Below are 13,122 nucleotides of genomic sequence, written 5' to 3'. Positions count from 1 at the left end.
TACTGTCCGGGGCCTATTGTCTGGGAGGCTACCAGTCAGCATCGTGGTGCTCAATTATCTCTCCTTGGGTGGTCACTATCGTTAAAGGGAGATCTGCTTCTGACTCATGCCGAGCAAACTGAACCACTTGCATGCCTTGATTATCGGGTTCCACAGTCATGATGTAGCGATCATCTTGCCACTGTAGATCGACGACGTGATGATGCATTAACCAGGCTTCAGCGAGGGTACCTCCGTTAATAGCACTGCCTTCATCATGGCTATAGCAGTTTGCCCACACTTCATCTGCCACGGACCACAGGCCTGACAAATTCACGGGCTCCATACGGGCACTGAGACCATAAGTGGTAAAGCTTAAAACATTATGCTGCCAAAACTGATTGGCAAATTGCTGAAATTCTTTATCCTGTAACAGATCGCTATAACGCTCGTCGGTAGCTAGCTGCTTTTGCTGTTGATCCAGACTGGGGCGTTGCCAATCAGTTGCTTCACTACAGACTGAAAACTCTGCTGTATTTTGAATGGCCGTAGATGTCGTCTGGGGTTGAGTCACGACAGCGTCAGCCACATTGATAAATTTACTTACAGCTTTGATGCCTCCCATCAGGCTGACCATTGCCATAATCAGCAGCCCTTGCTTACCTAGCTGCTTGAGTTTAGATGCCACCATAGCCAATTGCTGATTCGCCCCTCTAACAAATTTTCTCTAAAACAAAGTGACGATGTCTAAAGCGCTTGGAGACAGGCTATAAAAATAGCTTACCTCCGAATGGGATAGCCGATCCCCTCGAATACGGGAACAGATCGGGGTAAGCATACGCTTTAAAATCCGATCAGATGCGATCGCGAAGTCAGAGCGTCACTTGCATCTCAATGAGATGTGCTTGACACGAATACGACCTGCCTAAAATTAGCGATCTTCCCGCTCTAAATAGCAACCCCCGGATCTTTTTGAGGTTTTTTGACACAGACAGTGCCAGTCACACTTGGGTAAAACCTCAAATTGTCAGAAATCAAGGGCTCAACCAGACAACATCTTGCTTTGGAATACTTAAGGTGACAAGCACCCAATTCACGCCTTCAAGACTTTCAAATTAAGCCTAGTTGATGATTGCCGCTCAAGATCAAAACAATGTTTTGCTGCTCTGAATTCTGAGCCTGTTCCTTACGTACACTTTCGCCAAAATTATGTCCCTATTATGAGGTAATCCTTGCTGTACGTAAGTATCCCTAGGACAGTTTTTAGAATTTGTAATGACTGTCCCCAAGAATCATAGGGAGGCCTTAAGATTTAAGAGATCAACGGATATTTTTCAGGTTTTTTGCCGATGCAAACTTGTCAGACTTGTCCTGAATCTATAGAACAATCAAAACTGATTGAAATCTCCAACAATTGAAATCTCAAACAGTCAAAACCGATATAAGTCTGAGTCAAGTGCCTGTTCTCTCGAATTATCCTGGCATTGCCCTAGCTTTTCTGCTGCCGTCGGGCCTGCTGCTGTGAACTGAGACTATTTCTTTCCCAGAAGTAGCCACCAGCATATCCTTGAATATTACGTTGTGTGTTTGCTATTTCCAATCGCTTTTCAGCGATGCAGGCATAATCCTCATCCAGTTCGATCCCAACATAGCGACGGTCCAGTTTCTTTGCGACGACTGATGTTGTCCCTGAGCCTAGAAAGGGATCAAACACCATGTCCCCAGGTTGACTACTGGCCAAAATAAGTTTCGCTATCAGCTTTTCTGGCTTTTGGGTTGGGTGATCAGTATTTTCAGGCATTGACCAGAATGGAATAGAAATATCTGTCCATAGGTTAGAGGGGTGGGTAATGCGAATTTTGCCCTGCCCTGTAGTTTGCCAATCCTTGGGATTGCCGTTGCGATCTCGATATGGAGCTAGTACCCGACGTTTCAGCTTAACGGCCTCAACATCAAACCAATAGTCTTCGGATAAGGTGCCAAACCAGATATCCTCCGATGAATTTTTCCAATTTTGTTTGGATCCCCGTCCCTTCTCCCGTTCCCAGGTGATACGGCTACGCACAATAAAGTAACGCGAGAAAACACTGTACACCGCAGGTGATGATTGCCAATCACAGCAAATATAAGCAGAGGCATCCGGCTTGAGCAATCTGATCAGCTGTGACATCCAGCTATCTAACCAGGTTTCGTAATCCTGTAGGGAACGATGAGCAAATGTGGACTGATTAAAAACCTTGGAGCGATTGTAGGGCGGATCAACAATTAACAGATTGACAAAATTATTGGGCAATAGAGGCAAGGCTGTGAAGGCATCTTGCCAGATAGTAATATTTTCAAATGGCAGGTTTGCTATGGGTTTGGTGAGGTTAACGAGCTGCTGACGATATCTGCGATGATCCTCTGCGCTTAAGACCAACGTACGATTATTGGGCGCTCGTTTCTTGTCACCATTCATCCGTTTGCAATTTGCATCTACAGTAGCATAGCAAGTGTTTGTCGGTTGGATATTCGGTAGACGGGAGCAAAGCGATTAGTATGGAACAATACTCCGGTTAATCGATTTCCCTTCTTCCCATGTTTGAAGCCCTCTCAGAACGATTTGAATCCGCCTGGAAGACCCTGCGCGGTCAAGATAAAATCTCTGATTCCAATATCAAAGAGGCACTGCGGGAAGTTAGACGTGCATTATTAGAGGCCGATGTCAGCTTTAACGTTGTCAAAGACTTTGTAGTTGATGTTCAAGAGAAAGCTCAAGGTGCTGAAGTTGTTTCTGGTGTTGCTCCAGACCAGCAGTTTATCAAGATTGTCTACGATGAACTAGTTGCCTTGATGGGGGACGCCAATGAGCCCCTAGCTGATGTTGAAAGTAAGCCTACCGTGGTGCTCATGGCAGGTTTACAAGGAACCGGTAAAACCACTGCATCGGCTAAATTAGCCCTTCATCTGCGTAAGCAAGAACGTTCAGCCATGCTGGTGGCTACAGATGTTTATCGTCCAGCCGCCGTCGATCAGTTAATCACCCTGGGTAAGCAAATCAAGGTACCTGTTTTCGAAATGGGTACAGACGCAAATCCTGTTGATATTGCCAAAGCGGGGATCGCCAAAGCCCAAGAAGACGGTGTCGACACAGTGATCGTGGATACTGCTGGGCGATTACAGATTGACCAGGACATGATGGCTGAGCTGGAACAAATAAAAACAGCCATTAGTCCTGATGAAGTACTGCTGGTAGTAGATGCCATGACGGGCCAGGAAGCAGCCACCCTGACCCAAACATTTCACGAACAAATTGGCATCACGGGCGCAATCCTCACCAAAATGGATGGTGACTCCCGCGGTGGTGCAGCTCTGTCGATTCGCCAGATTTCAGGCAAACCAATTAAATTCATCGGCATCGGTGAAAAGGTAGAAGCGCTTCAGCCCTTTTATCCTGACCGCATGGCTTCTCGCATTTTGGGTATGGGAGATGTTCTCACCTTAGTCGAGAAGGCCCAAGAAGAAGTCGATATTGCAGATGCAGAGAAGCTTCAGGCCAAAATCTTAGAGGCACGGTTTGATTTTAATGACTTTCTCAAGCAAACCCGCTTGATGAAAAATATGGGTTCCTTAAGCGGGATCATGAAATTGATTCCGGGGATGTCCAACAAATTATCGGCAGACCAACTGCAACAGGGAGAAACCCAGCTCCGCCGCTGTGAGTCCATGATTAATTCCATGACTAAGCAGGAGCGGGAAGACCCTGATCTGCTGGCCAACTCTCCTGGTCGTCGTCGCCGAATTGCTAAAGGCTCTGGCTACAACGATAAAGATGTCAGTAAGCTAGTCAGCGATTTCCAAAAAATGCGCTCCATGATGAAACAAATGGGGCAAGGGGGCATGGGCGGTTTCCCTGGCATGGGTGGTATGCCGGGTATGGGTGGTATGCCGGGTATGGGGGGCGGCATGCCCGGCATGGGTGGTATGCCGGGTGGTGGTCGACCTGGTTTTCGTGGCTACAACGCAGGATCTAAAAAGGGTAAGAAAAAGAAAAAGAAAAAAGGCTTTGGCACTCTTTAGAAATTGCATAAAGAGTATGTTGGCGGGCTTAGGGAGGTCACCTAGCTGGGAAAGCTAATCAACATATGTTGAAATCACAATGGGATCTATGAAAAACCGCATTGCTTTGGGGCTATTGGTTCTAGGTGTTAGTTGGCCGAGCATTTTATCTGCTGGCCCCGGCTATGGGTTACCTGGGGACTCTGTCAATGAAGTGAAAACCTGGATGCAAGGACACCCCACGCTGCGGGCCAATAGCCGTGAGGGTTTAAGAGTTCATCGGGCTGATATTCCCTCCCGGCGGTTTACATTTCAGGCCAGTGTTTTTCCTATAGGTGGTTTTCAACGCCCTGAAAACAATGCTGTTTGGTCCTCAGCCAACAGACAGCGAGACTTAAGTACCGTACGTCGTGAAGAATTTATTTTGGTGGATTACGATGAGCCGGTAACCATTGCCCGATTAGAAGAGTCCCTGCGAACCCTTTATGGGCCAGATACCTACGCTGACTATCGTCGTGCCCCGTCCGTTTATAATTACACCTCCGAGACTAACACCATTCAAGGCGAAGTCCGCTTGGGTAATAATTATGCCTATTGGGTTGAAGTGACTCCCGATATCCATGGTGTGATTACCACCGGCAGACTAAATGTGATTTTGTCTGAAGATGTTGACCGTTTGCAAAACTATCTGCAGCGACAGTTATCTGTTCAGTAGAGAACGGTTCAGTGTGAGTCCTATTTTGTTGAGTTCCTTTTTAATACTGCGCTTTGCCATGAAAAAAGGGCTAATGAGGCTAGCCGTGTATAGAGTGAGCTCACAGGATGCAACATCATCGTAAATAACCTCTTGGCGATAGCGGAGGCAGTGGCGTAGTATCTTGCGGATATCATTCATCACATACAGGCACAGCATAGTTGGGCGCTGCCATGGTGAGGTGCTCAGCATGCGAGTCCGATAGCGACTGAGACCGATCCCACGACATAGTTTTTGCAAGTATTGTCGCGTCAATCGAGAACTAGGAATTTGATGCTGTAAACGCATTTGGGGGTTGTACCAGATTTCCCAGCCTGCTCGCTGAATGTGCAAAATCGATTCGGTATCTTCTCCAGTCAGCATGCTGGTACCTGTACGGCCTGTGAGGACAAGTTCTTCGGGTACATTTTCTAGCCATGCCTGCCGTCTAACCACCATTCCAGCTGATGGTGGAATTACTTTCTGTTGTGGAACATACATCAGTGGTTCCGAACCACGTTCAGTCAGGGCGAGTAGGGCAGCTATCCGCTCAAAATTTTTAGGGGGCTTCGTTTCAAAACTTCCTCGAATACGGCTGGCAATGACCCCAGCTTCTGGGTGCTTTTTGGCAAAACGATAGGCCGAGCTCAGCCAGGTCATATCAGGTAAGGTATCGTCATCTAGAAAACCAATTAGTGGACTAGTGGCGATTTTGATGGCCTTTTGCCGTGCATAGGCAGCCCCTTGCTTCGACTCAAATGCATAACGTAGTGGTGCTTTCTGGTCCCATTGCTGTTGATACTTTTGGACGATATCGGCAGTATTGTCTGTACTGTTGTTATCAACAATAATGATTTCCCAGCTAAGGTCATGGGCATTTAACTGCCAGCGTAATGACTCCAACACAGGAGCTAAGCGCTGAGCTCCGTTATAGGTGGGAATAGCAATGGAAAAATCGAGACCGACTTTTTCAGGGAAGAAGCGACTGAAGATAGGTCGTAATCCCACTAGGCGATCAACATGTTCCAAAACATTAGTCATTTAATCAAGAACCTAGAGAAGAGCGGCATTGCATTGCCCTAATTGCCTCAGGTCGAAATTAAGGTCAGCAAATGTTGCTTTCAGCATTCCCCTCAATGAGTTTGAAGTTGCAAATTATACCTGTATGTTTCTGTATGAGCATGTACTTATTATGTTGATGCAGCTTAGGTTATGACTGCTTTTAGGACAATGAGTACCTGGATTAGTTGGCTGCTACTTATGGAAACTCAGATGTATTAATTAGCACTTGGTTGGGTATTCTTGGCTTTGGTACAGGCTTAGGGATAAGTGCTGTAGACCTTGCCATCAGGCGATCCCCGTTGACAGTCCAAAGTCGGTTAGCTATATTGTTTGGCCACACCATAGGTTGACTCACCATGAAAGCATCTGACTGGCTAGAAAACCTACCTGATAGATTAATCGCGGCTAGAAAGCTCGTATTTCCAACCATGACTGATGCTGCTAATGCACTTGGTGTTAGCAAACAAGCTCTGGAACAACGCGAGCGTAAACGTTATAAGGGCGCAAAGATAGAAACCTTGATCACGATGCTGAAACTGCTGGAAGAACAAGCTATTATTAGCCCTCCTACTGAACGTGGTCAGACTCTGGATTGACTATGTAAATATGTCTTGTCGCGTAAATGCCAGCTACAGGTTGAAAGTAGCGTCTTTTCCCAACCAAACTTCTATTGACTATCAAGCAACTTGCCGGTTGAAGCAGTAAATAGCTGGCTTTCTAGGCTGCTTTGTAAAGAGTAATTGTTACAGTTCGTCAAAAGTTCGTCTGTTCTAGAACATTGAATAACCTTCTATGAAGTATTGAAGGTCTGTTTAGGGAAATCTATTGGAGCAACTGTAGTGAAAGAATAGGCGGACATACTGCCACTTATTTCACATTATATTAACCATTTATAACAAAACAGCCCCCGGTGTTCTATGAACTGGGGGTTATTTATTGGAGCGATTCTAGAGTATCAACGGACCCTACTGGATTCGAACCAGTGACCGACCGCTTAGAAGGCGGTTGCTCTATCCACTGAGCTAAGGGTCCTCAACATAACGCAACAGGCTGTACTAGGATAGCTGACATTGACCGTTAATTTCAGGACAAGATGCAGCCTGATCACTAAGTTTAGGCGATCTTAGCCAAAATCTATCATCGCTATGAATTACCTAGAATTTTTGCTGTGTCATTGCAGAATGGCGAACTGGGTACGCTGGGGTCACAAAATGGTTTTAATCAACGGTTTTTCTACTATCGTATTTCTACTATCGTAGTGAGTTAAGTTCATCTTACCCACAGTACAGAAAAGCAAATTGACAGGCTAATGGTTTACTTGCTCAAGCTAGTAGCGTGGGCTCCTCGGGTTAGCATTTATCAGTGGCACCATGTTCATCTTAAAGCGCCAGGATGTAGAAATCGGTAGTTTTCAGCATCCGTCTAAAGAGCAAAAGATTCCAATCTTGTCTTATCAAGGGCAGACATTTCGCTTGCTGAGTGTGTTTAATGCTGCCCAGGAAGAAGAGGCTCGTATCCTCTGGCGAGATCTAACGGATAACCGAGGTAAGGCTTGTGTCCTGCTTGAAGAGCCTGAACGTTTTAGTGTGTGGGGCAAGATTCAGCTTGAGCAGGTGTCAGGAGAAAGCGCTGCGGCTGAGACTACAACTGCCAATGGCGTCAGTGCTGTATTTGTGAAAGCGGGTGTGCTGATCATTCAGGCAATGCATGAAGATATCGAAGATTTAATGGGGGGCAAGCAGGCCAAGCGTTTTGCAGGAGACTTGGCAGACATTGGTGAGCAAATGCGTTTGCCTCAAATGACATCCGCTGAATTAGTGGCCGGGCTGCTAAAACTAGATCCCTTTTCTGCCTCATTGCCACCATGGCAGACTAATCATCTCAATACTATATTCAAAGAACTGCATCGTATTGGTAGAAACTATTTTGGGCGTTCTAACTTTACGGAGCGTGCCTTAGAAGCTTTAGATGACCTATCACCCACAGAACGGGATGCTTTTTTGACTTGGCTGAAACAGTTATCTAGTGGCCAACTTTGGCAGTCTTGAAAATGCCTGATTCTGGATTCATTTGGCGTTTCTTTTTTTTGCGAACCGGTATTTTTGATTAGCATTGCGGGTATGCTTGCGGATGCGCAAAACAAGTTCCTGATTCAACTTGATGGTTACCATTGGATGGTTTCAATCGCTGTAATCATGTGGGTTAAATCATATGAGTTAAACCGTGGGAGGATTCTTTATAAGAACCCCTCATCACTAACGTATAGTTACTTACTCGTTGTGGTTAGTCATACATGGGATAAAGTTTTGTCCCAGTGCTAGGTGGGTCAACAAAATAGCCTACGGCATTATCTTTGGTGTTATCTCATTAGGGAGTAGAGCATTGACTCAGTCCTCCAAGGCTTCTCCAACCAACTCAGCCCAGTCTACTTTGATGCTTTGCCTTGGTTGGGGCATTGTGTCTATCCTTTTCTTCTTACTTTTTGGAGCGTTGGCACCCGGAGAAGATTCGCGGCCAGACTGGTTTTTAATCTCAATTAGTTTTTTAGAGATTTTTGCATTTCTGTTAGCAGCTCTCCTATGCTTTCGTAATTCTGGCAGTTCGCAGATTATCAGTGGGCGTACTGTCTGGCTGTGGTTAGGCATTGGTATGTTGGCCTATGTAGCGGGTAATATCTTCTTTTTCCTATGGGGTACAGTTTGGGGGTTAGATCCGTCGGTATCTTTGGGAGATGGATTTTATTTTATTAGCTATGTTGCCATGGTGGTTGGCATGTTGCTGGCGGCGTTGCCCCGACGGATTGATTTGACTGTGTCGCAATGGAGCATGATTTTTGCCATTGGTGCAGTGGGTGTTGTCCTTGCCTGTGTTTTGAACTACGGTCTACCGTTTGCGACAGCCCAGCTATCGCCACAGCCAGTAATGGCTGCTGAGATCCAGTTAACTCAAGCACCACCGGAATCTGAGCCAGTTGTAGAACCTGTGGAAGAGGCGGCTGAACCTGTGGAAGAGGCGGCTGAACCTGTGGAAGAGGTCGTGGAATCTGAGCCTAACGAGGTTGACGAAATAGTGGCTGGAATGGTGCCTGCTCCCGGATGGGCGCAGGCCTTAGATGCCACCCTTGAGCAGTTTGCTGATCCCGTGGCACTCATGTATGTTGTAGCCGATTGCTTTTTGGTGGTGATTGCGGCTACCCTATTAGTCGCGTTTTGGGGTGGGCGTTTTTCGCAATCGTGGAGATTAATTGCGATCGCAACCTTCTGTCTATACATTGCCGATATGGCCTTCGCTGCTGCTGGGGATAATTACATTGAAGGCGCTTGGTGGGAGACCTTTTGGACATTATCCGCGCTTTTCTTTGCAGCGGGAGCGGCCATTGAATATGACGTTTCTAAACGGTCACGTCGGGGATCGCGTCGTCGCGCATGACATCAGGCCTAAACCTGGCATACTAGAAAAACATTTTTAACCTACCCTTTGGGCTGTTGCTAGTATGGCACCGCGAAAACTGTCTGACGCCGATAAGCAAGACGTAATTGAAATCTATCGGCAACCGGGAGAAACAACCTCGACCATTGCCAAGCGCTATGGTGTCAGTACCAGTACAATTAGTCGCATTCTGAAAACACAGCTGCCCGAAGACGAATATCGGGCACTGATTTCTCAGAAGCGTTCGGCACCTGCTGAGAAGCCGGCAGTTTCTCCTCCACAGCCGGTTAAAGATGAAAAAACGACTACACCTGAAAAGCCGGTGCGTCGTGCTCGTAAACGTTCAAGGATCGTAGAGGCTAGTCCTTCCCAGGCTGAAGAAGATGGCCAACTAGAGCTTCTGGCTGCTTCTGAAGAGGTAAATGACACTGCAGATGAGAGGTCCTCTTCGGCACAAGATGACGTGTCAGCTGTGGCTACTGAGTTGCTTGAGCACTCTTCGGATCATGACGACGATGATTTGGGCGAGGATCTAGATGATTTAGATGATTTAGATGAAGATCTAGATGATTTGGACGAGGATGAGCTCGATGGTGAATTTGACGATGATGACAGCATTGACAATGATGCTTCTCTTCTAGGAAATTCTGTCGAAATTATGCCTATTGCGGATGCAGTCTTTCCACGCACCTGCTACTTGGTAGTGGATCGTCTATCTGAATTAATTACGCATCCCCTTAATGAATTTGCCGAACTTGGTACAATCCCTGTCGATCAAGCATCAGCTCTGACGCTGCCGATTTTTGATAACCATCGTGTGGCGCGAAGATTTTCACGGCGAAATCAGCGGGTCATCAAGGTACCTGATGGTCAGCTAATCACTAAAGCGACGTCCTATCTTCAGGCAAAGGGAATTACCCATTTGCTAATTGATGGCAATATCTATTCTCTGTTGGGCTAGGGATATTGGGATGATGTAGTGGCGTTCCGTGGAACGCCACTACATCCGTGATTACACCTACAAATCAAAATTGAATCCCGTTTTTTGGCGCTCCATATATTTAGCCTGGTCAAACTGATAGAGCTGCGCTGCGCGGTGGGTCACATTGGTTTCTTTTTCGTCTAGAGGTATGAGGATATTCAGTTTAAGCAACTTTTTACGAAAGTTACGCTTATCAAATGGGCGAGCTAGGACAATTTCGTAAAGTCTCTGGAGCTGGGTTAGGGTGAACTTTTTGGGCAGCAACTCAAACCCAATGGGCCGATGACAGATGCTGGCTTGTAGGGTTGAGATCGCATCCTGCACAATTTTTTCATGGTCGAATGCTAATGACGGCAGCTGCTCCATTGGCCACCAGCGAGCCTGCTTAGCATCAGTTGCCGCTTTAATCTGATAACTCCAAAGATTGACCAGGGCATAGAACGCCACAGTAACTGTATGTCCCCTAGGGTCTCTATGGGGTTGGCCGTAGGCTTTTAGCTGTTCTAAGAAGAGACCACTAATGCCACTCTCTTCCTGGAGTTCACGACGGGCAGCCTGTTCTAACGCCTCGTCTAACTGTACAAAACCACCGGGGAGAGCCCACTGTTCGACAAACGGTGGCAGCCGTCGTTGAATCAGTAGCACTTGCAAAGAATTTGTTGGATCCAGACCAAAAACTACACAGTCTACTGTGACCGCTGGTCGAGGATAATCATAGCTATAGGTCATGGGTTGCAGTTGACGTTTCAGAACGCCTTGGTTATAACCAAACTACACCTTAGTGTAAAAAGTACACAATTAAGCTTTTCTGCTACTTTTCCCTATGCTCGGCGCAATCACAGGCGACATTATTGGCTCTGTCTACGAGTTTGACGGCCACAAGACCAAGGATTTTCCTTTATTTACAGACGAAAGTATTTTTACTGATGACACGATTCTGACGGTGGCTGTGGCTTCAGTGTTGCTCCATGGTGGCACCTATACTGAAGCTTTCAAGCGTTATTACCAGCTTTATCCCAATCCCTGTGGTGGCTATGGTGCACGCTTTCAGGCTTGGGCAGCAGCAGCAGATAGTCAGCCTTATAACAGCTGGGGCAATGGAGCCGCTATGCGCGTGAGCCCAGTGGCCTATGTCCACCAAGATTTAGCAAGTGTTCTACAGACGGCAGAGCAGACGGCCATTGTGACCCACAACCACCCTGAAGGTATTAAGGGGGCCCAAGCTACGGCTGCGGCTATTTTTTTAGCTCGTCAGGGTGAGTCGAAGGCCGCTATTAAAGCGTATGTGGAAACTAAATTTGGCTATGACCTGAGTCGTAGCCTTGAGAAAATTCGACCTGCCTACCGGTTTAATGAGTCCTGCCAGGAAACGGTACCTGAGGCCATCATTGCCTTTCTGGAGTCCACAAGTTTTACAGATGCAATCCGTAATGCAGTTTCCCTGGGGGGAGATGCCGATACCCTAACTTGTATCACCGGGAGTATTGCTGAAGCCTTTTATGGAGAAGTGCCGGGGGCAATTGTCGATCGTGTTTGGGGCTTGCTGCCGGATGATTTAAAGACTGTGATTGTACAGTTTAAGGCCAACTATATGCCCGTACTCAAGGCATAACCGCCTAAGAAATACCCTGGAGAAATAAGCACTATGTCCCATTCCGTGCCAATTCCTGAGTTTTTCGCCCCGAATCGTGTGGGTGATGTGTGGCGTGTGCCCTATGAAGAGCGTGCGGTTCAGGCTCAAGCTTGGGCTCAAAGCCACGGTATTAAACCTGCAGACACCGATCGCCCAAGGCTGTGTCTGTTGGCAATCGATGTGCAAAATACCTTTTGTATTCCTGGGTTTGAGCTATTTGTAGGTGGTGCTTCAGGGCAGGGGGCTGTGGATGACACTCGCCGTTTGTGTGAGTTTATCTATCGTAATTTGGGCCAAATCACAGAAATTGTGCCCACGATGGATACCCATCGGGCCATACAAATTTTTCATGCCGCTTTCTGGGTGGATGCGGAGGGGCAGATGCCTGCTCCGATGACCATGGTGAATTTAGACGATGTGCAGAGTGGTCGATGGCGGGTAAATCCGGCAATTGTCCCGAGTCTGAATGCGTCTCTCGAACAGCTAGAGGCCTTTGCTCTGCATTATGTAAAACGACTCAGCGATAATGGTAAATATCCGTTAACGGTGTGGCCTTACCATTCCATGCTGGGAGGGATTGGCCATAGTCTAGTCTCTGCGTTTGAAGAGGCTTGCTTCTTCCATAATTTGGCCCGGCAGTGTCAAACACGATTTGAGCTGAAAGGTAACAATCCATTAACGGAAAATTATTCGGCACTGCGGCCAGAGGTGTTGGATGATCCCAAGGGTCAGCCAGTGGCGAAAAAAAATCAGGTGCTGATTCAGCATTTGTTGACATTTGATGCGGTTGCGATCGCCGGCCAAGCCAAAAGCCATTGCGTCGCTTGGACTATTGACGATCTGCTGAATGAAATTCAGCAAGTGGATGCTTCTTTGGCCCAGAAAATATATTTGCTCGAAGACTGTAGTTCACCCGTGGTAGTGCCTGATATTGTAGACTTTTCAGACGCTGCGGATGCTGCCTATCAAAAATTTGCTGCTGCTGGTATGAATATTATTCAGTCAACTAGCAATATCTCTAGTTGGTGGTCCAGCAGCTAGATTGTCGGTAAAGATGAATGCATTCCATGGATTTTCTCATTGCTTTCTTGAGATAACTCAATATTGAGATAGATATTTATTAGTGATAGCTTAAAAATACTTAGATCTGAACGTTTATTGATGTTGCTAATTATTATTAGACTCTCTTCAGAAGACGGTTCGTTGTTTGTTAGTCAGTATTGTAGAGTTACAGACTATTAACTCGATGGGGTCGTTAATCAATTT

General features: G+C 46.6%; 12 protein-coding genes and 1 tRNA gene. 8 read left to right on the top strand and 5 right to left on the bottom strand.

Annotation, left to right across the window (positions count from 1 at the left end; all coding sequences use genetic code 11):
* Positions 1-28: 28 nt before the first annotated feature.
* Positions 29-670, bottom strand: coding sequence for a hypothetical protein (locus tag QGP82_RS17335; RefSeq protein WP_163662552.1), 642 nt, complete (start codon positions 668-670; stop codon positions 29-31).
* A gap of 798 nt (positions 671-1,468) precedes the next feature.
* Positions 1,469-2,437 carry a DNA-methyltransferase gene (locus tag QGP82_RS17330; RefSeq protein ID WP_163662551.1) on the bottom strand — a complete coding sequence of 323 codons (969 nt, stop codon included), beginning with the start codon at positions 2,435-2,437 and terminating at the stop codon, positions 1,469-1,471.
* Between the two features lie 119 nt (positions 2,438-2,556).
* Here QGP82_RS17330 and ffh point away from each other — a divergent pair, with 119 nt between their 5' ends.
* Positions 2,557-4,038 carry a signal recognition particle protein gene (gene ffh, locus QGP82_RS17325; RefSeq protein WP_163662549.1) on the top strand — a complete coding sequence of 494 codons (1,482 nt, stop codon included), beginning with the start codon at positions 2,557-2,559 and terminating at the stop codon, positions 4,036-4,038.
* A 79-nt stretch (positions 4,039-4,117) separates the two neighbouring features.
* A complete protein-coding gene (locus QGP82_RS17320; RefSeq protein WP_163662548.1) occupies positions 4,118-4,732 on the top strand; it encodes a hypothetical protein in 615 nt (204 codons plus the stop codon).
* Here QGP82_RS17320 and hpsE read toward each other — a convergent pair.
* Positions 4,718-5,791 (bottom strand): hormogonium polysaccharide biosynthesis glycosyltransferase HpsE, encoded by a 1,074-nt coding sequence (hpsE, locus tag QGP82_RS17315; protein WP_163662546.1) that lies wholly within the window; start codon positions 5,789-5,791, stop codon positions 4,718-4,720. The two genes, QGP82_RS17320 and hpsE, sit on opposite strands and share 15 nt — an antisense overlap.
* Before the next feature lie 377 nt (positions 5,792-6,168).
* Between hpsE and QGP82_RS17310 the strand changes: the two genes are divergently transcribed.
* Positions 6,169-6,408 (top strand): hypothetical protein, encoded by a 240-nt coding sequence (locus tag QGP82_RS17310; RefSeq protein ID WP_006516289.1) that lies wholly within the window; start codon positions 6,169-6,171, stop codon positions 6,406-6,408.
* A gap of 363 nt (positions 6,409-6,771) precedes the next feature.
* On the opposite strand, the gene QGP82_RS17305 is transcribed toward QGP82_RS17310, so the two are convergent.
* Positions 6,772-6,844, bottom strand: a tRNA-Arg gene (locus tag QGP82_RS17305).
* A gap of 338 nt (positions 6,845-7,182) precedes the next feature.
* Between QGP82_RS17305 and QGP82_RS17300 the strand changes: the two genes are divergently transcribed.
* The 3 genes from QGP82_RS17300 to QGP82_RS17290 all read left to right on the top strand — a co-directional run bounded on the left by QGP82_RS17300 (position 7,183) and on the right by QGP82_RS17290 (position 10,202).
* Complete coding sequence (locus QGP82_RS17300) at positions 7,183-7,860, top strand: Npun_F0813 family protein (RefSeq protein ID WP_163662544.1); 678 nt, start codon at positions 7,183-7,185, stop codon at positions 7,858-7,860.
* Positions 7,861-8,194: 334 nt separating this feature from the next.
* Positions 8,195-9,241 carry a hypothetical protein gene (locus tag QGP82_RS17295; protein WP_163702568.1) on the top strand — a complete coding sequence of 349 codons (1,047 nt, stop codon included), beginning with the start codon at positions 8,195-8,197 and terminating at the stop codon, positions 9,239-9,241.
* Positions 9,242-9,305: 64 nt separating this feature from the next.
* Positions 9,306-10,202, top strand: coding sequence for a helix-turn-helix domain-containing protein (locus tag QGP82_RS17290; RefSeq protein WP_163662540.1), 897 nt, complete (start codon positions 9,306-9,308; stop codon positions 10,200-10,202).
* A 57-nt stretch (positions 10,203-10,259) separates the two neighbouring features.
* Here the strand turns inward: QGP82_RS17290 and QGP82_RS17285 are convergent, their stop codons facing one another.
* Positions 10,260-10,952: an NUDIX hydrolase gene (locus QGP82_RS17285; protein WP_499060480.1), complete on the bottom strand. Its 693-nt coding sequence runs from the start codon at positions 10,950-10,952 to the stop codon at positions 10,260-10,262.
* Between the two features lie 94 nt (positions 10,953-11,046).
* Between QGP82_RS17285 and QGP82_RS17280 the strand changes: the two genes are divergently transcribed.
* Together QGP82_RS17280 and QGP82_RS17275 are read left to right on the top strand one after the other, a co-directional pair.
* Complete coding sequence (locus tag QGP82_RS17280; RefSeq protein ID WP_163662536.1) at positions 11,047-11,835, top strand: ADP-ribosylglycohydrolase family protein; 789 nt, start codon at positions 11,047-11,049, stop codon at positions 11,833-11,835.
* A gap of 33 nt (positions 11,836-11,868) precedes the next feature.
* Positions 11,869-12,897 (top strand): cysteine hydrolase family protein, encoded by a 1,029-nt coding sequence (locus tag QGP82_RS17275; protein ID WP_163662534.1) that lies wholly within the window; start codon positions 11,869-11,871, stop codon positions 12,895-12,897.
* The last annotated feature ends 225 nt before the right edge of the window (positions 12,898-13,122 follow it).

The sequence above is a fragment of the Leptothoe sp. LEGE 181152 genome (genome assembly GCF_032906605.1).
GTDB lineage: Bacteria > Cyanobacteriota > Cyanobacteriia > Phormidesmidales > Phormidesmidaceae > Leptothoe > Leptothoe turfae.
The sequence above is the reverse complement of the archived record's forward strand: the minus strand, read 5'-3'. Positions and strand labels throughout refer to the sequence as shown.